15 protein-coding genes are annotated in these 22,314 nt (G+C 73.4%); 11 read left to right on the plus strand and 4 right to left on the minus strand.

Annotated elements, in window-relative coordinates; genetic code table 11:
- Positions 1-34: 34 nt before the first annotated feature.
- The 3 genes from EYB28_RS02200 (at position 35) to EYB28_RS02210 (ending at position 4,390) form a co-directional block, all read left to right on the plus strand.
- Complete coding sequence (locus EYB28_RS02200; RefSeq protein ID WP_205710816.1) at positions 35-1,342, plus strand: right-handed parallel beta-helix repeat-containing protein; 1,308 nt, start codon at positions 35-37, stop codon at positions 1,340-1,342.
- Between the two features lie 91 nt (positions 1,343-1,433).
- Positions 1,434-2,972, plus strand: coding sequence for an arylsulfatase (locus EYB28_RS02205; RefSeq protein ID WP_166844471.1), 1,539 nt, complete (start codon positions 1,434-1,436; stop codon positions 2,970-2,972).
- 26 nt (positions 2,973-2,998) lie between these two features.
- Positions 2,999-4,390 (plus strand): GH1 family beta-glucosidase, encoded by a 1,392-nt coding sequence (locus EYB28_RS02210; RefSeq protein ID WP_166844472.1) that lies wholly within the window; start codon positions 2,999-3,001, stop codon positions 4,388-4,390.
- A gap of 31 nt (positions 4,391-4,421) precedes the next feature.
- Here the strand turns inward: EYB28_RS02210 and hrpA are convergent, their stop codons facing one another.
- Positions 4,422-9,128, minus strand: coding sequence for an ATP-dependent RNA helicase HrpA (gene hrpA, locus EYB28_RS02215; protein ID WP_166844473.1), 4,707 nt, complete (start codon positions 9,126-9,128; stop codon positions 4,422-4,424).
- Between the two features lie 113 nt (positions 9,129-9,241).
- On the opposite strand from hrpA, the gene EYB28_RS02220 reads away from it, so the two are divergent.
- Positions 9,242-10,537: an ATP-binding protein gene (locus EYB28_RS02220; protein ID WP_166844474.1), complete on the plus strand. Its 1,296-nt coding sequence runs from the start codon at positions 9,242-9,244 to the stop codon at positions 10,535-10,537.
- A gap of 20 nt (positions 10,538-10,557) precedes the next feature.
- Here the strand turns inward: EYB28_RS02220 and EYB28_RS02225 are convergent, their stop codons facing one another.
- Entirely contained in the window at positions 10,558-11,679 is a 1,122-nt protein-coding gene (locus EYB28_RS02225; RefSeq protein ID WP_166844475.1) for a substrate-binding domain-containing protein, read from the minus strand.
- A 152-nt stretch (positions 11,680-11,831) separates the two neighbouring features.
- Here EYB28_RS02225 and EYB28_RS02230 point away from each other — a divergent pair, with 152 nt between their 5' ends.
- On the plus strand, positions 11,832-13,532 hold the full coding sequence (locus EYB28_RS02230) for an acyltransferase (protein ID WP_240930352.1): 1,701 nt from the start codon (positions 11,832-11,834) through the stop codon (positions 13,530-13,532).
- 10 nt (positions 13,533-13,542) lie between these two features.
- On the opposite strand, the gene EYB28_RS02235 is transcribed toward EYB28_RS02230, so the two are convergent.
- The gene (locus EYB28_RS02235; protein WP_240930353.1) at positions 13,543-14,664 is read right to left on the minus strand and encodes a substrate-binding domain-containing protein; all 1,122 of its coding nucleotides are present in this window, start codon (positions 14,662-14,664) and stop codon (positions 13,543-13,545) included.
- Positions 14,665-14,867: 203 nt separating this feature from the next.
- Here EYB28_RS02235 and EYB28_RS02240 point away from each other — a divergent pair, with 203 nt between their 5' ends.
- From EYB28_RS02240 to EYB28_RS02265, 6 genes are all read left to right on the plus strand, one after another.
- Complete coding sequence (locus EYB28_RS02240) at positions 14,868-15,878, plus strand: hydroxyacid dehydrogenase (RefSeq protein ID WP_240930354.1); 1,011 nt, start codon at positions 14,868-14,870, stop codon at positions 15,876-15,878.
- Complete coding sequence (locus EYB28_RS02245; protein WP_166844476.1) at positions 15,875-17,824, plus strand: DUF2264 domain-containing protein; 1,950 nt, start codon at positions 15,875-15,877, stop codon at positions 17,822-17,824. The genes EYB28_RS02240 and EYB28_RS02245 overlap by 4 nt, the downstream gene beginning before the upstream one ends.
- A gap of 61 nt (positions 17,825-17,885) precedes the next feature.
- On the plus strand, positions 17,886-19,166 hold the full coding sequence (locus EYB28_RS02250) for an ABC transporter substrate-binding protein (protein ID WP_166844478.1): 1,281 nt from the start codon (positions 17,886-17,888) through the stop codon (positions 19,164-19,166).
- 23 nt (positions 19,167-19,189) lie between these two features.
- On the plus strand, positions 19,190-20,125 hold the full coding sequence (locus EYB28_RS02255; protein WP_166844479.1) for a carbohydrate ABC transporter permease: 936 nt from the start codon (positions 19,190-19,192) through the stop codon (positions 20,123-20,125).
- Positions 20,125-21,018 carry a carbohydrate ABC transporter permease gene (locus tag EYB28_RS02260; protein ID WP_166844481.1) on the plus strand — a complete coding sequence of 298 codons (894 nt, stop codon included), beginning with the start codon at positions 20,125-20,127 and terminating at the stop codon, positions 21,016-21,018. The genes EYB28_RS02255 and EYB28_RS02260 overlap by 1 nt, the downstream gene beginning before the upstream one ends.
- 7 nt (positions 21,019-21,025) lie before the next feature.
- Positions 21,026-21,760, plus strand: coding sequence for a ferredoxin-NADPH reductase (locus EYB28_RS02265; RefSeq protein WP_166844482.1), 735 nt, complete (start codon positions 21,026-21,028; stop codon positions 21,758-21,760).
- On the opposite strand, the gene EYB28_RS02270 is transcribed toward EYB28_RS02265, so the two are convergent.
- Entirely contained in the window at positions 21,737-22,225 is a 489-nt protein-coding gene (locus EYB28_RS02270) for a DUF4190 domain-containing protein (RefSeq protein WP_166844484.1), read from the minus strand. The two genes, EYB28_RS02265 and EYB28_RS02270, sit on opposite strands and share 24 nt — an antisense overlap.
- Positions 22,226-22,314 lie beyond the last annotated feature (89 nt).

The following is a 22,314-nucleotide window of genomic DNA, read 5'->3' on the forward strand; positions in this document are numbered from 1 at the left end:
CGTCCGCTTTCAACGGAGAGAGAGGTAGTTCCGCATGATTCGCACATCCATCTGGAAGACCGTCGCGGCGGCAGCCGTCGCCACCAGCACGGTGGTCGGCGGGTCCGCCGTCGCGACGGGTGCCGTCGCCGAAGGGCAGGTCGTCGCGAAGGCGACGTCACCGTCGGACCCGACGTCGGGGAAGAACCAGCTGTCGTACACGGTCGGGGGCGAGCAGACCGCGACGGTCGACGTCGCCTGCAAGGACGCCGTCGACGACGCCGCCGTGATCAACACGGCGATCGAGAACAGCCCCGAGGACAGCCGCATCCGCATCCACGGCACCTGCAGCATCAACGAGGTCGTCCGCCTGGCCGGCGGGCGCACGTACGAGGGCGACAGCCGCGGCACGGTGCTGGTCCAGGCGGACGGGGCGGGGCTCCCGGCGATCCTCGCCTCGGACAGCTGGGTCGACAACTCCTCGACGACCGGCCTGCCGATCACGGTGCAGAACATCGCCATCAACGGCAACGTGGCGAACAACGCCGGCGCGTCGACGGCGGGCATCATCGCCCGGTCCTGGCAGAGCTTCTTCCAGGACCTGCACGTCTTCAGCATGCCGGGCGACGGCATCCGCGTCACGAACCTCAGCGCGGACGGCACCCGTCTCAACAACACGCAGGTCAACGGCGTCATCCGCAACAACTTCATCGAGCACTCGGGCCGCTACGGCGTGTACGTCGAGGACAAGGGCGGCGAGGCCGAGCCGTTCGTCGAGCGGGAGGACGACGGCACCGGGCCGACGACCGGCCTGACCGGCCCCGCCCAGATCGGGAACTCGGTGACGGACTGGCAGCTCGTCGGCAACTACATCGCGAGCTCCGGCGCGGACAGCGTCCGCCTGGAGAACGCCGCCGGCTGGTACGTGAAGAACAACCACATCTATGGCGTTAACGGTAACGCCATCTGGGCCAACCGGGTCTTCGGCACCAGCATCAGCGACAACTACATCGAGGGCTTCGGCAACGACCCCGACGGCGGCACGTGGCACGGGATCTTCGTCACCGTGCAGGGCAACGCCGAGTCGACGATCGCGAACAACCGCGTCCTGCACCTGCACCCCTACGTGGAGGGCTCGACGTACCGGTTCATCTCGGTGGGCAAGGTCAACTACGGCACCGGCTTCCTCAACGTCGTCGGCAACTCGATCGTCGGGCGCGACCCGGCCGTCGGCACCGCCTTCCACTACAACAACGGCGCCTCGGGCCAGTCGCTGACGGTGACGTCCTCCGGGAACGCTGTGGCGAAGGTGAGCACGCCGCAGCAGATCAACGCGAACGTGACCGTGAGCTCCGGGATCTAGGGCCCCGGGACAGGCCCCGGGCCGGCCCGTTCGCTGGACGGGCCGGCCCGGTGCACGACCGGGCAGTCTCGACGACCACGTAAGGAACACCATGGAATCAGCGGCGCCCGGGAGGACGAACGTCGTCCTCGTCCTGGCCGACGACCTCGGCTTCTCCGACCTGCACTGCTACGGCGGCGAGATCAGCACACCGCACATCGACTCGCTCGCGGCCTCCGGGCGCCGGTCGTCCGCCTTCTACAACACCGCGCGCTGCTCGCCGTCCCGGGCGAGCATGCTCACCGGCCGCCACCCGCACGAGACCGGGGTCGCCGTGCTCACCGACGACCAGCGCCCGTGGGGGTACCCGGGCACGCTGTCGACGTCGGTCCCGACCATCGCCGAGCATCTCAAGGGCGCCGGGTACTCGACCGCCCTCATCGGCAAGTGGCATCTCTCCGCCGGGACGGCCGCACCGGACGAGAGCTGGCCGACCCGCCGCGGCTTCGACGAGTTCTACGGCATCCTCGGGGGTGCGGACGACTACTTCCACCCCCGCGGGCTGTGGGAGAACGAGACGAGGTGCCCCGTGCCCGGGGAGGGCTACTACCTGACCACGGAGATCGGGGAGCGCGCCGCGGACTTCGTCGCGAAGGCTTCGGCCCAGGACGAGCCGTTCTTCCTGTTCGCGGCCTTCACCGCCCCGCACTGGCCGCTCCACGCACCCGCCGAGACGGTAGAGCGCTACCGCGAGGTCTACGCCCGCGGGTGGGACGCCGCGCGCCTCGAGCGTCTCGGGCGCCTCGTCGACGAGGGGCTGGTGCCCTACGGGGCCGAGCTGGGCGGCGACGACCAGCTGCAGCCCTGGGACTCGGCGCCGGACCGTGACTGGCAGATCGAGCGCATGGCGGTGTACGCGGCGCAGGTCGAGCTCCTCGACGCCGCGGTGGGCAGGATCCTCGGGGCGCTGCGCGAGGCGGGGGCCGAGGACGACACCCTGATCCTCGTGCTCTCGGACAACGGCGCGAGCGCGGAGGAGCTGCCCCCGCACGACGCGCCGAGGTTCCGCGAGCGGCACCCGACGACGACGGTCGACGGGGAGCCGATGCTGCTGGGCAACGAGCCGGAGATCGTCCCGGGGCCGCCGAACAGCTTCGCGAGCTACGGCGAGGACTGGGCCACCCTGTCGAACACCCCGTTCCGGCGGTACAAGCGCTGGGTCCACGAGGGCGGGATCGCCACGCCCCTGATCGTGTCCTGGCCGGGCGGCCCGGTCGAGGCGGGGAGCATCGGGCACGAGCCGGGGCAGCTGACCGACATCCTGCCCACGGTCCTGGAGGTGGCCGGAGTCCCGGGCGACCCGTCGCTGACCGGGGTCTCGCTGGTGTCGGGGCCGGCAGGCGGGCCCCGCCCGCTGTTCTGGGAGCACATGGGCAACGCGGCGGTCCGGCTCGGCCAGTGGAAGGCGGTGCGGGACTTCGACCGCCCCTGGGAGCTGTACAACCTCACGGTCGACCGCGGCGAGCGGTACGACCTGGCGGCCGTCTTCCCGGGTCTCGCCGACGAGCTCGCGGGCCGCTGGGACGCGTGGGCCGACGAGGTGGGGGTCATCCCCTGGGCGCAGGTCGCGGCAGCGAGGCGGGCGGGGTGATGGACGACGGAGCGACGGAGCGGAGGATGAGCATGTCGACATCGCAGGTCACGGCCGCCGAGCGTGCGGCCGCCATCGCGCGGCGGGTGCCCCCGTCCTTCCTGTGGGGTGCCGGGACGGCGGCCCCGCAGATCGAGGGCGGACGCCGGCTGGACGGGCGCGCCGACAGCATCTGGGACACGTTCGCGGGCCGCCCCGGGACGGTGCGCGGCGGCGAGACGCCGTCCACGGCGGACGACCACTACCGGCGGTGGCGGTCCGACGTCGACCTGATGGGGGAGCTCGGCCTGCAGGCGTACCGGTTCTCGCTGGCGTGGCCGCGCATCGTGCCGGCGGCCGACGGCCGCGTCGAGCCGCGCGGGCTCGACTTCTACGACCGCCTGGTCGACGCGCTGCTGGCCCGCGGCATCGAGCCGTTCGTCACGCTGTACCACTGGGACCTGCCGCAGTGGGTGCAGGACCGCGGCGGCTGGCCCGCCCGTGACACCGCGGAGCTGTTCGCCGAGTACGCGGGGCACGTCGCCGCCCGGCTGGGCGACCGGGTGCGGCACTGGACCACGCTGAACGAGCCGTGGGTCTTCGTGTTCGCCGGCCACCTCGAGGGCGCGCACGCACCCGGCCTCCGCGACCCGGACGCGGCGGTGCGGGCCATGCACCACGCGCTCCTCGCGCACGGGCAGGGGGTGCGCGTGCTGCGCGAGGCCCTGCCCGCCGACGCCCGGGTCGGGGTCGCGCTCGACATGATGCCGACGATGCCGGCCACGGACCGCCCGGAGGACGTCGCGGCGGCGGCCCGGCACGACCTGTACCGCAACTGGCTCTTCTGCCACCCGATCCTGCGCGGGGCGTACCGCGAGGGGACGCGGGAGCTGCTGGGCGCGGAGCCCCCGGTCGTCGGCGACGACCTGGCCGTGATCTCGGCGCCGGTCGACTTCGTCGGGGTGAACTACTACCACCGCAGCGTCGTCGTCGAGGACGACGCGGTGCCGCTGTCCCGGGCGCGGGAGACCGCGCCGCCCGGCACCTACACGGCCATGGGCTGGGAGGTGTACCCGGCCGGCCTGGAGGAGATCCTGGCGCAGCTGCACGACCGGTACGCGCCGCGCTCGATCTACGTCACGGAGAACGGCTCGGCGTGGGACGACGAGGCCGGCCCGGACGGGCGGGTCGAGGACCACGACCGGACCGAGTACCTCGCCGCGCACCTGGAGAGCGCGGCGGCGTGCGTCGAGCGGGGCGTCTCGCTGGACGGGTACTTCGCCTGGTCGTTGCTGGACAACTTCGAGTGGGCCGAGGGGTACGGGAAGCGGTTCGGACTCGTCCGCGTGGACTACGCCACGCAGCGTCGCACGATCAAGCGGAGCGGGGAGCTCTACCGGGCCGTGCTCCACGCGTCCGCTGCCGGCCGCGGCGCCTGAGCCGCCGCGGCCGGGCCGCCGCGACCGACCGTCACCAGCCGCCGGGGCTGAGGATCTTGCGGATGCGCTTCTCCGACACAGGGCCGTCGGTGCCGAGCTGCTGGGCGAACAGGGAGACGCGCAGCTCCTCCAGGAGCCAGCGCACCTCGGCGAGCTCCGCCGCGCGGGCGGGATCGGCGGGCCCGGCGGCGTACGCGGCGCGTGCCTTGTCGTAGGCCTCGGTGACGTCGTGCACGCGCCAGGCGAGCTCGGCGTCCCGCGCGGGATTGGTCTGCGCCTTCTCCAGGCGGTACGACGCCGCCCGCAGGTAGCGCACCAGGTGCGGCACCCGCCGCGGCGGCGTGGCCGAGACGAAGCCGTCGTGGATCAGCCCGGCCACGTGGTCGCGCACGTCCTGCAGCGTGTTGAGCAGGGCGAGCGACGACGACGCCCGGACCTCGCCCTCGACGGTGCGCCAGGCCGACAGCGCCGCGACGAGGTGCCCGACGATCCGGTGCACCTCGTCTTCCAGGTGGCGCCGCACGAACTCCACCGCGGCCGCGTACGAGTCGGCGTCGCGAATCTGCACGGCGACCGGCCCGCCGGTCGGCGTGCCCGGCGCCCTCTCCCCGTCGGGGCTGGTCAGCGCCATGACGGCGGCGAGCTGCAGGTCGGCCACGAGCGCGTCGGTGTTCCGGTACGGCGCGGCGGCGAGCGTCAGCGACTGCGACGACGTCCACCGCGACGTCACCCGCCCCGGCTGCAGCGCCGTCTCCGACAGCAGCAGCCGCCGCACCCCGCGCGCGTGCGCCACGTCCTGCTCGGCCTTGTCCGCCAGCACCCGCAGCGCCACCGTCGGCGCCCCCTTCGCGGCGCGCTCCTCCACCAGCGCCGGGTACCCCTGCACCACGACGCCGCCTCCGAGGTCCGTCGACACGGCCCGCGGCAGGCCGCCGTCGGCCAGTGACGACGGCCAGGTGCTCAGCCCCACCTGCTCGGCGACGACGGAAGGCGCGGAGGCGCCGCCGGACCCAGGCCGTGACGAGGCAGACGAGGGTGAGGGGACGGGGCCGGGCGAAAGCCCAGGCTGGCTGGGACTGGCGGGAGCCGAGGGAGGAACGACCGAGGCGGATGGACGCCTGGGCGTGCCCGGCCCCGTCCCCTCTCCCGACGCCGAGCCGGTTGCGGTCCGAGCAGCCTCCTCCAGCGCGATCCCCACTGCACCCTTGACCGCGGCACGGACAGCCGCTTCGGCCTGGGGGGCCAGACGCCTCTGGAGCGACAGGAGGTCCTTGGACTCGTCGAGCGGTGTGGGCTCCGCGGGGCGACCGCGGCGGCTGCCCTTGCCCTTGCTCTTGGACGGGGCGGGGGCAGGGTCCTCGACGCGGAACGTCATGCGCAGGTGCGCGGGCAGGCGCTCGACGCGCTCGGCGTCCCACACGTCGTCGGGGATGTCGACGTCACGCAGTGCCCGGACGGCGCGGGTGAACGCGACGTGGAACGGCTCGGCCATGTCCCCGGCGCGGGTCATGTCCTCCCAGGCGGGCGTGTGCTCCCGCAGCCAGGCGGCGACGGCGGCGCCGACGTCGGGCGCGGGGACGAGCTCGCGGCGCACGGCCTTGGGCAGGGAGCGGATGGTGGCGACGCACAGCTCGTCGAGGAGGCCGGGCACCATCCAGTCGAACCCGTCGGGAGTGACGCGGTTGAGGATCGACAGGGGGATGTGGACGGTGACGCCGTCGGCCGCCGTCCCGGGGGAGAACTGGTACGTGAGCGGCAGCGTGACCTCGCCCTGCGTCCAGGTCTCGGGGAACTCGTCGGTGTCGACGGCGGACGTGTCGACGAGCTGGTCGAGGCTGAACGTCAGCAGGTCGGGCGTCTCGCGCCGCGCCTGCTTCCACCACGTGTCGAAGTGGCGGGCGCTGACGACGGACGCGGGGACGCGCTCGTCGTAGAAGGCGTACAGGTCGTCCTCGGAGGCGACGAGGCCACGCTGCCGGGAGCGGGCCTCCAGCTCCTCGGCCTCGGCGAGGAGGCGCCGGTTCTCGGCGAAGAACCGGTGGTGGGTGGTCCACTCGCCCTCGACGAGGGCGTGGCGGACGAACATCTCGCGCGCGGCCTCCGGGTCGACCTTGGCGTACAGGACCTTGCGGTCCGCGACGATGGGGACGCCGTACAGCAGCACCTTCTCGGTCGCCATGGCCGCACCCTGCTTGGTGGACCAGTGCGGCTCGGAGTAGGTCCGCTTGGCGAGGTCCCCCGCGAGGTCCTCGGCCCACTCGGGCTTGATGCGGGCGACGTCGCGCGCCCACAGGCGGGACGTCTCCACGAGCTCGCCGGCCATGATCCACGCCGGCGGCTTCTTGCTCAGCGGCGAGCCGGGGAAGATCGCGAACCGGGCGCCGCGGGCGCCGAGGTACTCGTTGCGGGCGCGCTTGGCCGCCTGCCGCAGCGCGCGGGCGCGCGCCTCGCCGCGCAGGTGCGCCACGGACGAGGCCTTGATCTCTGCCGTCTCCTGCATCCCGAGCTGCGACAGCAGCCCGGCGAGCAACGAGCGATGAATGGTGTCGCCGTCCCAGGCTCGTTTCAGGTCGGCGTCCGTGGTTGCGGCGCCCGGCGCGGCGACGTCGGTGCTCGAGCTACCCGCACTCGCTCGTTCCTCGCTCGCGCCTGCCAGACCCACCACGCTCTTCGCATCCGACGTCGCCGCGCCGGCCTCGTGCGTCGGGCCGCCGTTGCCGCGTTCCTGGCCCGGGGTGGAGGGCTGGTAGCGCATGTCGATGCCGAGCGGCTTGGACATCTCGCGGAGCTGGGCGACGACGTCCTGCCATTCGCGGATGCGCAGGAAGTTGAGGTACTCGGCCTTGCAGAGGCGGCGGAAGGCGGAGGAGCCCATCTCGTGCTGCTGGGAGCGCACGTACTCCCACAGGTTGAGGTAGCTGAGGAAGTCGGACGTCGGGTCGGTGAAGCGGGCGTGCTGCTGGTCGGCCTGGGCGCGGAGCTCGGCGGGGCGCTCGCGCGGGTCCTGGATGGACAGGGCGGCGGCGATGATGGCGACCTCGCGCGCGACGCCGTGCTTCGCGCCCTCGATGATCATGCGGGCCAGGCGCGGGTCCATGGGGAGCTGCGCGAGGGTGCGGCCGACGTCGGTGAGGCGGGCGGCGCCGTCGCGGGTGGCTCCGCCCGTCGACAGGGCGCCGAGCTCGGTGAGGAGCTGGACGCCGTCGCGCACGGCGCGGGTGTCCGGGGGCTCGACGAACGGGAACCTCGCGACGTCGTCGGGCGTGGTGACGACGCCGACGGAGATCATCTGCAGCAGCACGGACGCGAGCGAGGTGCGCAGGATCTCGGGCTCGGTGAACTCGGGGCGGCCGAGGAAATCGTCCTCGGAGTACAGGCGGATCGCGACGCCGTCGGCGAGACGCCCGGACCGGCCGGAGCGCTGGTTGGCGCTCGCCTGGCTGATGGGCTCGATCGGCAGGCGCTGCACCTTGGTCGCCTTGGAGTAGCGCGAGATGCGCGCGGTGCCCGGGTCGACGACGTAGTGGATGCCGGGCACCGTCAGCGACGTCTCCGCGACGTTCGTCGAGAGCACGATGCGTCGCCCGGGGTGCGGCTGGAAGACGCGGTGCTGCTCGGCGGACGACAGCCGCGAGTACAGCGGCAGGATCTCCACGTGCTGCGGGTGCTTCGGGTCGCGGACGCGCTCCTTGAGGTGCCCCTCGAGGGCGTCGTACGCGTCGTGGATCTCCCGCTCGCCGGAGAGGAAGACGAGGATGTCGCCCTGGCCCTCGCGCATCAGCTCGTCGCAGGCCTCGACGATGCCGGTGACGAGGTCCTTCTCCTCGCCCTTGGCCTTCTTCGGCCGGTCCGGGTCGGTGTCCGGGGAGAGCGGGCGGTAGCGGATCTCCACGGGGTAGGTGCGCCCGGAGACCTCGACGACGGGCGCGGCGTCCGGGAGGACGTCGACGACGTCGGCTGGCGCCCCGCCGACCTCGGCGAGGTGGGACGGCGAGAAGTGGGCCGCGAACCGCTCGGAGTCGATCGTCGCGGACGTGATGACGAGCTTGAGGTCCGGGCGGCGCGGCAGCAGCCGCGACAGGTAGCCGAGCAGGAAGTCGATGTTGAGCGACCGCTCGTGCGCCTCGTCGATGACGATCGTGTCGTACGCGAGCAGGTCCGGGTCCCGCTGGATCTGGGCCAGCAGGATGCCGTCGGTCATGACCTTGACCAGGGTGTCCTCGGACGACGTGTCCGTGAACCGCACCTGGTAGCCGACGACGCCGCCGAGCTCGGTGCCGAGCTCCTCGGCCACGCGTTCCGCCACCGAGCGCGCGGCGATCCGGCGCGGCTGCGTGTGCCCGATCTGGCCCGCGCGCCCGCGCCCCAGCTCCAGCAGGATCTTCGGCAGCTGCGTGGTCTTGCCGGACCCGGTCTCACCCGCGACGACGACCACCTGGTGGTCGCGGATCGCGGCGGCGATGTCGTCGCGCCGCGCGGAGACGGGCAGCTGCTCCGGGTACGTGATCGGCGGGACCTCGACGGCGGCGCGCGCCTCCGCGGCCCGCGCGAGCTGCTCCCGGCTCACCCGCGCCGGCCGGCGGGCACCGAGCTGCCGGCCCTTGCCGCGTCCGCGCCGACGCCGGCCCTGCGGACGGTCGCCGCGCGCACTGCCGTCGTCGGCGGCGGGCTGCGGGGCGGGGGAGTGGTCGGTGCTCACGGGAGCCCATTGTCCCAAGGTCGGCAAGGCGAATCTCATCGTGCCGAACGGTTCCGTAGATTTGCGACTAACGGTACCGTAGAGATCTGACCAACGGTACGGTAGGAGTCTGGCCAGCGGGACCGTATCGATCGCACGGGAGGGATTGCCGGATGCGTGACCAGCGCTTTGATGAACGTCCTTATCGGCGGCGCGTCGTCGACGACGTCCTCGACGAGATCCACCCGGAGTCACCGGCGGTCGCCATCCAGGGGCCCAAGGGCGTGGGCAAGACGGCGACGGCGCTGCAGCGGGCGGCCGCCGTCGTGTCGTTCGACCTGCCTGCGGACCGCGCGCGCCTGGACGCGGATCCGGGGCTCCTGACCTCGCTCGACTTCCCGCTGCTCGTGGACGAGTGGCAGCGCAGGCCCGAGTCCTGGGACTACGTGCGCCGCGCGGTCGACGCCGGCGCCCCGCCGGGTGCGTACCTCTTGACGGGCAGCGCCACGACACCGCGCGGGGTCACGGTTCACTCCGGCGCCGGCAGGTTCGTCGACGTGCGGATGCGTCCGCTCAGCCTGTTCGAGCGCGAGATCGCCGCGACGACGGTCAGCACGGCGTCGTTGCTGGCCGGCGGCGCGGATGTCGGCGGGGAGACCGCGGTCGGACTGACCGAGTACGTCGACGAGATCCTGGCCTCGGGCTTCCCTGGCGTGCGGAGCCTGTCGCCGCGGGTGCGGCGACAACGGCTCGACGCCTACGTGGACAACATCGTGCAGCGGGAGTTCGCCGAGCATGGCTACCCGGTCCGGCGCCCGGCGACGCTGAAGGCGTGGCTGCGCGCCTACGCGGCGGCCACGTCGTCGTCGACGTCGTACAACAAGATCCTGGACGCCGCGACGGCCGGTGAGAGCGGCAAGCCGGGACGGACCACGACGACGGTGTACCGCGACGTGCTCGCGCAGCTGTGGCAGCTCGACCCGGTCGAGGCCTGGGTGCCGGCACGCAACCACCTCGACCGGCTCACGCAGGCGCCGAAGCATCAGCTGGCGGACCCGGCCCTGGCGGCCGTGCTGCTCGGGCTCGACGCCGACCGGCTGCTGCGTGACGAGGGGCCGGGCGGGAACCTCCGCGACGGGACCGTCCTGGGCGCCCTCTTCGAGCACCTGGCCGCGTTGAGCATCCGCGTCTACGCCGAGGCGGCCGAGGCGCGGGTCGGGCACTTCAGGACGAAGGGCGGGGACCGAGAGGTCGACCTCGTCCTCGAGCGACGCGACGGTCGCGTCGTCGCGGTCGAGGTCAAGCTCACAGCGGTCCCGGACGACAAGGACCTCAGGCATCTGCGCTGGTTGAAGGAACAGCTGGGCGACGATCTGCTCGACTCGGTCGTCATCACGACCGGTCAGCACGCCTACCGGCGCCGACAGGACGGCATCGCCGTCGTTCCGCTGGCGTTGCTGGGACCCTGAGTGACGGCCGTGTGCGCCCCCTACCGCCGGCGCACGCTCGAGCCGCGCACGGTGAGCGTCGGGTCGAGCATCACCCGGTGGGTCGGGCGGCGCGCGCCCTCGGTGAGCCGGGCGACCATGTTCTCCACAGCGAGCCGCCCCACCTCGGAGGTCGGCGGGCGGACGGCCGTGAGCGGCGGGTCGCCCATGTCGGCGACCTCGTCGTCGTAGGCGACGACGGCGAGGTCGTCCGGTACGGCGACGCCGACCTCGTGGCAGTACTGGGTGAAGCTCAGCGCGAAGGGGTCCGAGTGCACCAGCAGCGCCGTGGTCCCGGTGCGGCGCACGTCGTCGAGCACCGCGGCCATGAGGGCGGTGCGGCCGGGGCTGACGAAGCCGTCGGTGTGCCCGACGACCTGTTCGTCCGGCGCGATCGCGAGCGTGCGCAGCGCGTCGTGCCAGCCGTGGTGCAGGGCGCGGGACGTCGTCGTGCCGGCGAGCGACAGCAGCCCGATCCGCCGGTGCCCCTGCCCGTGCAGGTGCCACACCGCCGTCGCCGCCCCGGAGGCGTGGTCGGACGCCACCCACTCGAGGCTCTTGAACGGGCTGATCTCCGGCGGCCGGCGGTCCGCGAGCAGGACCGGGGTGGGCAGGCGGTCGAGCCAGGCGAGCAGCTCGGCGACGCGGCCGCCGGTCATCGTGGGCACGACGACGAGCCCGTCGACGCCGGGCGCTCCCGGCGACCCGGCCAGGCGGCGGCACTGATGGTGGTCCTCGTCGGGGTCGTAGGCGGTGGTGCGGATGACGAGCCGGGCGCCGGCGCGCGCGGCGGCCGCCCGGGCGCCGGCGACCAGGCGAGGGAAGTAGTAGTCGAGCTGCGGCACGACCAGGCCGATCGTGAGCCGCGAACCCCGGGGCGCGGTCGCGTCCGGGGCGGGGCCGTCGACGACCCCCGCGGCCGGCTCCGGCAGTGCGGCGCCCCCGTGCACCCGCACGAGCAGCCCCTTCGCGGCGAGCGCGTTGACGTCCCGGCGGACCGTCATGGCCGACACCCCGAGCTGGTCCGCGAGCGCACCGGTCGCCACCGTCCCGTGGGTGCGCAGCTCGCGCATGATGTGCTCGCGGCGCGTGGTGCCGAACCCGCGGGCGGGCTGCGTCGTCATCGCGGCTCCTCCCTCAGGACTGTCCGGCGTCGACCCGGGTGTTCGAGTGTGTTCATATCCGGCGGATCCGTGCGAGGCAACACGGGCCGTGGTCGAGACTCGTGCTCGGACCGGTACCGACGAGCAGGACGCGAGAGGCGAAGGTGGACGCTGTGGAGACGGGAGCGCACGAGGACCTGACGGCCGAGTTCGGCCGCAGCGCGCTGGACTTCACGCCCTGGGGCTTCTGGGCGGAGGCCGGCGAGGAGCAGCGGGAGCGGCAGCGGCGCCTGCAGGGCGGCCTCGCCGCGGAGCGCGGCTACGCGTTCGGCGAGGCGTGCTTCGTCTCCGAGCTGGCGTCGGTGACGAACGAGGAGCTCGAGCTCGGCGACCGTACGTACGTGGCTGCCGGGGCGTACCTCAGCGGCACCGTCCGCGCGGGCCGGGACTGCAGCGTCAACCCGTACGCGGTGGTGCGCGGCGACGTGCGCCTCGGCGACGGCGTGCGGATCGGGGCGCACTCGTCGCTGCTCGGCTTCAACCACACCATGGAGCCCGACCTCGAGGTGCACCGCCAGCCGCTGCAGTCGGTCGGCGTCACCGTCGGCGACGACGTCTGGGTCGGGTCGCACGTCGTCGTGCTCGACGGCGTCACCGTGGGGGACAAGGCCGTGCTCGCCGCCGGGGCGGTCGTGACCAAGGACGTGCCCGCCGGGGCCGTCGTGGGCGGCAACCCCGCGCGCCGCATCCGCTGGCGCGTGCCCCCGCCGTCGGCCACGGCACCCGTCGGCTCCCTCGCCGGCACCGCCCGAGCCTTCGGCGACCGCGCCCGCGAGCAGGCTCGCGCGGTGCTCGACCGTTGCTGGGATCCCGCCGTCGGCCTGTTCGCCGACAAGCCGGACGCCGCGGCCACCGTGCGCGCGCAGTGCGACGCCGTCGAGATCGCGGACCTGCTGCTCGCCGGCCCGCCGCCCCAGCTGCCCGCCGATCAGCAGGTCGAGCGGCTGCGGTCGTGGCAGGACCCGGCGACCGGCCTGGTGGGCGAGCTCGGGCCCGACCTCGCGCCGGTCCCGCCGCGGCCCGGCCTGTTCGACCCCGCCGCCGGTTACCACGTGCTCTCCGTGGGCTACGCGCTCGACCTGCTGGGCAGCGCCTTCGCCCACCCGGTCCGCGTGGTCGCGGACGCGAGCCCGGGCGACGTCGTCGCGGGGCTGGAGCGCCAGGACTGGGCGGCGGACGCGTGGGCGGCGGGAAACTGGACCGACATCCTCGGCACCGCGATGCACTGGAACCGCCGCCAGGGCGTGCCCGGAGCGCCGGGTGCCCGCGAGGCGCTCCTCGGCTGGCTGCTGACGCGCGCCGACCCCCGCACGGGGCTGTGGGGCGCTCCCGACGACACGAGGGGCCTGCTGCGGGTGGTCAACGGCTACTACCGCGCCAGCCGGGGCACGTTCGCCCAGTTCGGCGTCCCCGTGCCGTATCCGGAGCGCGTGGTGGACACCGTGCTGGAGCACGCCCGGGACCCCCGGTGGTTCCGCCCCGAGCGGCAGAACGCGTGCAACGTCCTCGACGTCGCCCACCCGCTGTGGCTCACCCGCGGCAGCGGGCACCGCGGCGACGAGGTCGTCGAGCTCGCGCGCGGGCTGCTCGGCGGCGCGCTCGGGCGGTGGGTCGACGGGGAGGGGTTCGGGTTCCAGGCCCCGCACCCCTCGACCGCCGGAGCCGCCGCGACGGCCCCCGGGCTGCAGGGCTCGGAGATGTGGCTGGCGATCGTCTGGCTCCTCGCCGACCTGGCGGGCGTCGCCGACGAGCTCGGCTACCGGCCCCGCGGGGTGCACCGGCCGGAGCCGGCGGAGGCCACTGGTCGGGCCTGACGGCGGGCTGTCACCGCCGTGGCGGCGCCGTGGTCGCACGGGGCCGCAGCTGCGGGCTGAGGACCACCCGCTGCGCGGGCCGGGCCGGGTCGGCGAGCCGCTCCGCGACCAGGCGCACGCCGAGGCGCCCGACCGTGGTCCGGGGCGGCCGGACGGCCGTGATGGGCTGCGGCGCGATGGCCGCGACCTCGTCGTCGTAGGCGATCACCGACAGGTCGTCGGGGACGGAGATGCCGCGGTCGTCGCACCGCTCCAGCAGCGTGATCGCCTCGGGATCGGCGTGCACGAGCACGGCGGTGCACCGGGCGTCGAGCATCGCGTCCAGGGCGCGGTCGATCGACTCGCGGCTGCCGGAGTGGTCGTACGAGACGACGTCGAGGTCCGGCCCGGCCGGCAGCGCGAGGTCGCGCACCGCGGCGCGCCAGCCGTCCCGGACGGCGGCCATCGTCGGGCTGGTGCGGGACGCGAGCCCGATGCGCCGGTGGCCGAGGCCCGCGAGGTGCTCGACCGCCAGGCCGGCACCGAGGGCGTGGTCGGTGACGACGGACTCCAGGACCGCGTGCTGGGTCGCGCGGCGGGGGGAGCGCTCGAGCAGCACGACCGGGGTGTCGAGGCCCGCGAGCCAGGACGCGAGCTCGCCGCCGTCGGGCTGGTCGATCGCGGGCGCGGTGAGGACGGCGTCCACGCCGATGTCGTCCACGAGGCGCTGCACCTGGCGCCGGTCCTCGTCGATCCGGTAGCTGGAGACCCCGAGCACGAGCCGGATGCCGAGCTCCTCGGCCGCGGCACGCGCGCCGCTGAGGACCCCCGGGTAGTAGTAGTCCATCGAGGGCACGACGATGCCGATGGTCGTGCCGGCGCCGTCGGTCGCGGCGGGCTGCGGCGCCCGGCGCAGGGACGGCGCCCCGTCCGCCGCGGGGGCCGGCGTCGGGCGGGCGCTCGCCGTGAGCGACACCCCGCCGTGCACGCGCTGCACCAGGCCCTGGTCGGCGAGCTGGGAGACGTCGCGGCGCACGGTCACGGGGGTGACCCCGAGCCGATCGGCGAGGGCGCTGAGCCGCGCGGAGCCCTCCGCGGCGAGGATCTCGAGGATCTGCTCACGGCGCTCGCTGGCGAGAGCGGGTGCGGTCACGGTGCGTCCTCCGGTCGGTGTCGCCATCAGTGCCTGATCGATCATGATCGTACAGGATCGAGTCATGGTCTTGACACGATCGAACGCCTCCGGTTCACTCGTCATTCGCGATCGTGTGAGCGATCACAGCCGTGCTTCGATCTGAGTCGATCGGAACAAGACACAACACCGGGACGGGGTCGTCACGGTCGAGGAGGTAGGACGTGGGCGCACGCGAGCACGAGGTCGTGGTGCTGATGAGCCGCACGACCTTCGGGCTGCAGTTCCGCGCGCCGCAGGTGGAGCGGCTGCGCTCGCTGGCCCGCGTCGGCGACCCCGTCGTGCTCGAGCACCTCGACGACGACCTGGCCCGCCGCCGGCTGGCCACCGCGGACGTCCTCCTCACCTCCTGGGGCGCCCCCGCGCTGACGGTCGAGCACCTCGACGCCGCACCCCGGCTGCGGGCCGTGCTGCACGCCGCCGGGAGCGTGCGCGAGCTGCTCCCCGCGGAGATCTGGGAGCGGGGCATCCGCGTGACCACCGCCGCGGAGGAGAACGCGCGCCCCGTCGCCGAGTTCACCCTCGCCGCCATCATCATGGCCGGCAAGGGCGTCCCCGCGATGGCGGCCCGGGCGGGCTCCACCCCGGGCGGCTGGCGGCTGCACGACGGCCTGTCGAACCGGGGGCGGACGATCGGCATCGTCGGCTTCTCCCGCATCGGGCGGCGGGTGGCCCGACTGGTCCAGGAGGTCCTCGAGCCCGGCGCGGTCCTCGTCAGCGACCCGACCGTGCGCGCCGAGGACGTGGCCGCCGCCGGGGCCCGCCTGGTCGGGCTGCGCGAGCTCGTCGCGTCCGCGGACGTGGTCAGCCTGCACGCGCCCGCCCTGCCGTCGACGCGCCACATGATCGGCGCCGACGAGCTGGCCCTCATGCGCGACGGCGCCACCCTCGTCAACACCGCCCGCGGGTCCCTCGTCGACACGGCCGCGCTCGAGCGCGAGTGCGTGACCGGGCGGCTGCAGGCCGTCCTCGACGTCACCGATCCGGAGCCGCTGCCCGCGACGTCGCCGCTCACGGCGCTGCCGAACGTCATGGTGACGCCGCACGTGGCCGGCTCGCTCGGGTCGGAGGTGCTGCGGCTCAGCGACGCCGCCCTCGACGAGCTGGAGCGCTTCGTCCACGGCGAGGCCCCGCTCGCCCCCGTCACCCGCGAACACCTGGAGGTCAGCGCATGAACACCGTGGACACGCCCCGGGTCCGGACCCGGGCGGACCTCGCCGCCCTCGCCGACCGGATGCTGCGCGCGGCCCGCTCCCACGGCTCGCCCGGCCACGCCCGGATCACGCTGCCCGGCGCGCCGGGGGGCTACGGCACGGATGTCGACGGCCTGGAGGGCTTCGCCCGGACGCTCCTCGTGGCCGGCTTCCGGCTCGCGGGCGCGCGGGGGCAGGACCCCGACCACCTCGCCGAGTGGTACGCCGCCGGGTTCGACGCCGGCACCGACCCGGCGGCGCCCGAGCGCTGGGTCCGCCCGTCGGAGCACGGCCAGGCGAAGGTCGAGGCCGCGTCGCTCGCGCTCGTCCTCGACATGACCCGTGAGCAGATCTGGGACCGGCTCGACGGTGGTGTGCAGGAACGGGTCGTGGACTACCTCGCCGAGGTGGTGGGCGACCGCACGTACCCCGCGAACAACTGGCTCTGGTTCCGCGTCGTCGTCGAGACGTTCCTGCGCTCGGTGGGCGGCCCGTGGTCGCGCGACGACGTCGAGGAGGACCTCGCGCGGCACGACGCATATTACGCCGGTGACGGTTGGTACGCCGACGGCTCCACCCGGGCCTTCGACCACTACTCCGGCTGGGCGATGCAGCTCTACCCGGTGCTGTGGGCACGGATGACGGGTGCCGAGGACCTCGCGGCCGCCCGCCGGGAGACCGACGTCGCCCGGCTCGACCGTTACCTGCGCGACGCGGTCCGGCTGGTGGGCGCCGACGGATCGCCGCTGGTCGAGGGCCGCAGCCTGATCTACCGCTTCGCCTCCGCGGCGCCGTTCTGGGCGGGTGCGCTGGCGCGCGTCCCGTCCACGTCGCCCGGCCTGCTGCGGCACGCCGCGATGAGCCAGGTGGACCACTTCGTCTCGCGGGGCGCTCCGGACGCCGACGGGCTGCTCTCGATCGGCTGGTACGGGCCGTGGCGCCCGATGGCGCAGTCGTACTCGGGCACCGGGTCGCCCTACTGGGCGGCCAAGGGCCTGCTCGGGCTGGCGCTCGAGGACGACGACCCTGCGTGGACCGCGCCCGCCCAGCCGCTGCCCGTCGAGGAGTCCGACACGCTGACCGCCGTCGCGCCGGCCGGCTGGATCGTCTCCGGCACCGCCGCCGACGGTCTCGTGCGCGTCGTCAACCACGGCACCGACCACGGGCGCGAGGGCGAGCCGGGCTCGGACTCGCCGCTCTACGCCCGGTTCGGCTACTCGACCGCCACGTTCCCGATGCTCGACCGCGAGTCGTGGTCCGCCCCGCTGGACCAGGCCGTCGTCCTGCTCGACGAGCGGTCCCGCCCGACGCACCGCACGGGGATGTGGTCGACCACGCCACGGATCGAGGGCGAGGGCGGCGACGCCGTCGGGATCGCCGCCTCGGGCGGCACCGTGCACCGGGTCGACGAGGACGAGACCCGCGGGCTCGGCATCGGGCACGCCCTGGGGGTACCCGGCACCCCGCGTCGCGTGGGCGACCTGCGTGTCGTCTCCCTGGTCCGCGGCTGCTGGGAGGTCCGGCTCGTGCGGGTGGAGTCCCTCGCGCCGGGAGACGGGGACGACGTCCCGGTGCTGCGGGTCGGCGGCTGGCCCGTGTCGGGCGACGACGCGGCCCCCGCGGACGCCGCGGTGCCCGGCGCCGTCGCCGCGGCCGCCGGCGGGACCACGTCGACGCTCGCTCCCGTCCTCGGCGGCTGGCGGTCCGGCATCGCCGAGCGCCACGACGCCACGCCACTCGGCCCCACCGCCGTCCCCTGGCTGTCTCAGCCCGTCGAGACCGGGGCCTGGAGCGGCGTGCTGCTCACCCTGTCCGGGACGGTGGGCGCCGACGCCCCGGCCCGCGCGGACCTCGACGGCACCGTCGTCCGGGTCGCCTGGCCCGACGGCCGCACCACCCGGCACGACCTCGCCACCGAGATGTCGTAGACGGTCGCCGCCGCAGACGCCGGCGACCAGCATCACCGACCGCATTCGAAGGAGAATCGACATGAAGCGCCCCCTCACCGCGACCGCGGGGATCCTCGCCGTCGGTCTGACAGTCTCCGCCTGCGGCGGCTCCGAGCCCGCCGCCGACGCGGACGGTGTCGTCGACCTGACGCTCGGCACCTGGGCCAGCACCAGCGCCCCCGAGTTCCAGCTGCTCGTCGACGACTTCAACGCGTCTCACGACGACGTCGAGGTCTCGATCCAGGAGTACGACACCGACAACTACGAGACGCAGATGACGGCGGACCTGTCCGCCGGTGCCGCGCCGGACCTGTACGCCCAGAAGACGGTGTCCGCGTTCGTCACCTACCAGTCGGGCGGCCAGCTCCTGGACGTCTCCGACGTGGCCGACGGCCTCGACGAGCACGTCGCGGGGCTCGGCTCGTGGCAGGTGGACGGCAGCACCTGGGCCGTCCCGTTCCGCCAGGACTCCTGGTTCCTCTTCTACAACCGGGACCTCTTCGACGCCGCGGGCGTCGACTACCCCGACGGCACCTGGACCTGGGACGACTACGCCGAGGTGGCGCAGCAGATCAGCGACGGCACCGACGCCGACGGCGCCTACCAGCACACCTGGCAGTCCGCTCTCCAGGGCTTCGCGAACAACCAGACCCCCGGCGCCGACCTGCTCTCCGGCGACTACGGCTACCTCAAGCCGTACTACGAGCGTGCGCTGGCCCTGCAGGACGGTGGCGCCCAGGTGGACTACGGGACCGCGACCACGAACAGCCTCACCTATCAGGCGCAGTTCGGGAAGCAGAAGGCCGCCATGATGCCGATGGGCAGCTGGTACGTGGCCACCCTCCTGGCGCAGCAGGCCGACGGCGAGGCCGACGACTTCGCGTGGGGCCTCGCCCCGGCGCCGCAGCTCGACGAGAGCACGCTCGACGAGCCGGTGACCTTCGGCGACCCGACGTCGATCGGCGTCAACGCCGCCATCGACGAGGGCAAGGTGGACGCGGCGAAGGAGTTCCTGTCCTATGTCGCGAGCGAGGACGCGGCCGTCGCGCTCGCCGAGATCGGCATCACGCCCGCCTACCAGTCCGACGCCGTCACCGAGGCGTACTTCGGGGCCGACGGCGCGCCGACCGACGAGCTGTCCCGCCAGACCTTCCAGGTCCACGACACCCGCCCGGAGAATCCCGTCGACCCGAAGATCGCCACGGTGCAGACCATCATGGGCGACCTCCACTCGGCCGTGATGTCCGAGAGCACATCCATCGACGACGCCATCGCCGAGGCCGAGCAGCGCGCGGCGAACGAGGCCGGCATCACCGGCTGACCGCCCCCTCACCAGGAGCTCTCATGGCGACCACGACTTCCACCACTGCCCCGGCACCGGCGCCCGCACGCGGAGCCCGGCGGCCCGGGGCCCGGCTCAAGCGCCGCAACGCCCTCATCGGCTGGACCTTCGTCCTGCCGAACTTCCTCGGGTTCGCGGTCCTGACCCTCATCCCTGTCATCGCGGTGTTCTACCTGTCCCTCACCGGCTGGAACGTCTTCGGCCAGGCGCCCTGGGTCGGGCTGGACAACTTCACGCGGATGCTCGGTGACGCGAGCTTCCACCGCGCCCTGCTCAACACGCTGTACTACTCCGGCCTGCACATCCCGCTGACCCTCGTGGCGTCCCTGGGGCTGGCGCTGCTGCTCAACCAGAAGCTGCGGGGGGTGGCGTTCTTCCGGACCGCGGCCTTCTTCCCCTACATCACGTCGATGGTGGCCATCGCCGTCGTGTGGAACATGCTGTTCAGCCCGGAGACCGGCCCGATCAACCAGTTCCTCGACCTGTTCGGGATCGACGGGCCGGGCTGGACCACGTCGGCGACGTGGGCCATGCCCGCCGTCGTGCTCGTCGGCGTCTGGAGGGAGATGGGCTACTTCATGGTCCTCTTCCTCGCCGGGCTGCAGACGATCCCCCGCGAGCTGTACGAGGCCGGCCGTATGGACGGCGCGGGCGCGTGGCAGCGGTTCTGGAACATCACCCTGCCGAGCCTGCGGCCCACGATGTTCTTCGTCACCGTCATCCTCACCATCGGCAGCCTCAAGGTGCTTGACCTCATCCTGCTGCTGACCGACGGCGGCCCGGGCCAGTCGACCCTCGTGCTGTCCCAGTACATCTACAAGAAGGGCTTCGTCGAGAACGACTTCGGCTACGCCTCGGCCGTCTCGGTGGCCCTGTTCCTGCTCTGCCTGGTGGTGACCGCCGTGCAGTTCGTGATCAACCGAAGGAGGCAGGACTGATGTCGACGACGACCGAGGTCCGGCGCGTGACGCCCGACACCGGGGCCGCCGTGCGCGTCACCCCGTCCCGGACCCGCCCCACCGCCGGGCGCGTCGTGGCGCACGTCGCCCTCGTGGTAGCCGCCGCGGCGGTGCTGCTGCCGTTCGTGTGGATGGTGATCTCGTCGCTGAAGGCGAACAACGACGTCTTCACCGTCCCGGTCCAGTGGATCCCCGACCCCGTGGTCTGGCAGAACTACGTGGAGATCTGGGAGAAGTCCGACATGACCACGTGGATCAAGAACACCTTGATCCTGTCGGTCGGCGTGACGTTCCTGCAGGTGCTCACCGGCAGCTTCGCCGCCTACGGGTTCTCCAAGACGCGTTTCCCGGGGCGCGACGCCCTGTTCATGCTCTACGTGGCCACGATCGCGGTGCCGTGGCAGGCGTACATGATCCCGCAGTTCGTCATGCTGTCGAAGATGGGCCTGTCGAACACGCTGTGGGCGATGCTGGCGCTGCAGACGTTCAGCGCATTCGGCGTGTTCCTCATGAAGCAGTTCTACGAGACGGTGCCCGAGGAGCTGTCGGAGGCGGCGCGCATCGACGGCCTGTCCGAGTACGGGATCTGGCGCCGCATCATGGTGCCGCTGTCGGTCCCCGCGATCGCCAGCCTGGTGCTCATCACGTTCACCAACACGTGGAACGACTACCTCGGGCCGCTGATCTACCTGCGCAGCCCCGACCTGTGGACGCTGCAGATCGGTCTGAAGACGTTCATCGGCCAGTACAACGCGGACTACGCGCTGATCATGGCCGGCTCGGTGATCTCGGTGCTGCCGATCGCCATCGTCTTCCTGATGGGCCAGCGGTACTTCATCGAGGGCATCGCGACCAGCGGGCTCAAGGGGTGAGGGGCGGATGCGCACGCGCAAGCTGCTCTCCCACGAGACGCTGACGACCGTCTTCGAGTTCGCCTACGTCGTCCTGGCGACGAACCTGCTGCTGGCCGTCGCGTCGCTCCCGCTGCTGGTGCTGCTGGTGACGACCGACCCGACGACGTCGTGGCCGGCGCTCGCGCTCGCGCTGCCGTTCGCCTTCCCGGGCGTGGCCGCCGCGATGACCGTGTTCCGCGAGTTCTCGGCCCACGGCCGGATCGCCGTCGTGGCCACGTTCCTGCGGGGCCTGCGCGCGGCGGGCGTGCGCGCCGGCCTCGTCGGGGCGGTCGTCTCGGCCGTCGGCGTGGTCGTCGTCGTGGACGCGGTCGGCCTGTGGGGCGAGCCCCTGGGCGCGGTCGTGCTCCCGGTGCTCGCGATGCTCGTGGTCGTGACGCTCGTGGGCGCGCCGGTGGCGCTGGTCCTCGTCACGGACCGCTCGGAGCTGCGGCTGGCGGCCGTGCTCCGGGCGGCCTTCTACCTGGCCGTGCGGCGCTGGTACCTCAGCGTCCTCAGCGCGGCGAGCCTGGCGACGCTGGCGGGCGCGTTCGCGCTGCGCCCCGCGCTCGCCGTCGGTGTGCTCGCCGCGCCGCTGCTCTACGTGGCATGGGCGAACTCCCGGTACCTGGTGCGCTCGGCCTGGCCGGTGGACGAGGGCGAGACGCCCGGTGCCCGCCGCGCGGGCCCGGGCGTGGCCTCACACGGACAGCTGGCCCGCTGAGTACGCGTCGTAGCTCGAGAACGCGGCGAACATGCCACCGAACACGGCGAGCACGATGAACAGGACGTACAGCACCCACAGCGCCGTGAAGATGATCGAGAGCCACAGCCCCCACTTGCCGAGCACGTTGTCGTAGCCGACCTTCTTCGACTCGGACAGCGCCATCGCGGAGACCACGATCCCGGCGGGGGCGATGACGAACGCCAGCACGAACCCGACGATGCCCATCGTCTTGCCGGGCGGGTCCGGCGCGTAGCCGTAGGCCGGCGGGTAGGGCGCCTGCGGGTAGGCCGGGGGCTGGCCCTGCGGCGGATACCCCTGCTGAGGCGCCCCGTGCGCGGGCGCCCCCGGGGCTCCGTGGCCCGGCTGCTCGGGCTGCGGGCCGGGCTGCTGCCCCGACCCGTACGGGTCGGGCCCGGCCTGCTGCGGCGTGGACGGTTGGTCGGCGCTGTACGGATCGCTCACCCGGTCAGTCTCCCGGACCAGGGGCCGTGGCGCCAGGCTCGGTCCGGCACCCCTCGGAGGCCGCTGTCCTGGCGGCAGGCCGACGTGAT

This window comes from Isoptericola sp. BMS4, assembly GCF_011634835.1.
Lineage (GTDB): Bacteria > Actinomycetota > Actinomycetes > Actinomycetales > Cellulomonadaceae > Isoptericola.

Bases quoted from the DNA above. Each gene is read 5' to 3' on its own strand.
- EYB28_RS02200 (WP_205710816.1), top strand. From the start codon at position 35: ATGATTCGCACATCCATCTGGAAGACCGTCGCGGCGGCAGCCGTCGCC.
- EYB28_RS02205 (WP_166844471.1), top strand. From the start codon at position 1,434: ATGGAATCAGCGGCGCCCGGGAGGACGAACGTCGTCCTCGTCCTGGCC.
- EYB28_RS02210 (WP_166844472.1), top strand. From the start codon at position 2,999: ATGAGCATGTCGACATCGCAGGTCACGGCCGCCGAGCGTGCGGCCGCC.
- hrpA (WP_166844473.1), bottom strand. From the start codon at position 9,128: ATGAGATTCGCCTTGCCGACCTTGGGACAATGGGCTCCCGTGAGCACC.
- EYB28_RS02220 (WP_166844474.1), top strand. From the start codon at position 9,242: ATGCGTGACCAGCGCTTTGATGAACGTCCTTATCGGCGGCGCGTCGTC.
- EYB28_RS02225 (WP_166844475.1), bottom strand. From the start codon at position 11,679: ATGACGACGCAGCCCGCCCGCGGGTTCGGCACCACGCGCCGCGAGCAC.
- EYB28_RS02245 (WP_166844476.1), top strand. From the start codon at position 15,875: ATGAACACCGTGGACACGCCCCGGGTCCGGACCCGGGCGGACCTCGCC.
- EYB28_RS02250 (WP_166844478.1), top strand. From the start codon at position 17,886: ATGAAGCGCCCCCTCACCGCGACCGCGGGGATCCTCGCCGTCGGTCTG.
- EYB28_RS02255 (WP_166844479.1), top strand. From the start codon at position 19,190: ATGGCGACCACGACTTCCACCACTGCCCCGGCACCGGCGCCCGCACGC.
- EYB28_RS02260 (WP_166844481.1), top strand. From the start codon at position 20,125: ATGTCGACGACGACCGAGGTCCGGCGCGTGACGCCCGACACCGGGGCC.
- EYB28_RS02265 (WP_166844482.1), top strand. From the start codon at position 21,026: ATGCGCACGCGCAAGCTGCTCTCCCACGAGACGCTGACGACCGTCTTC.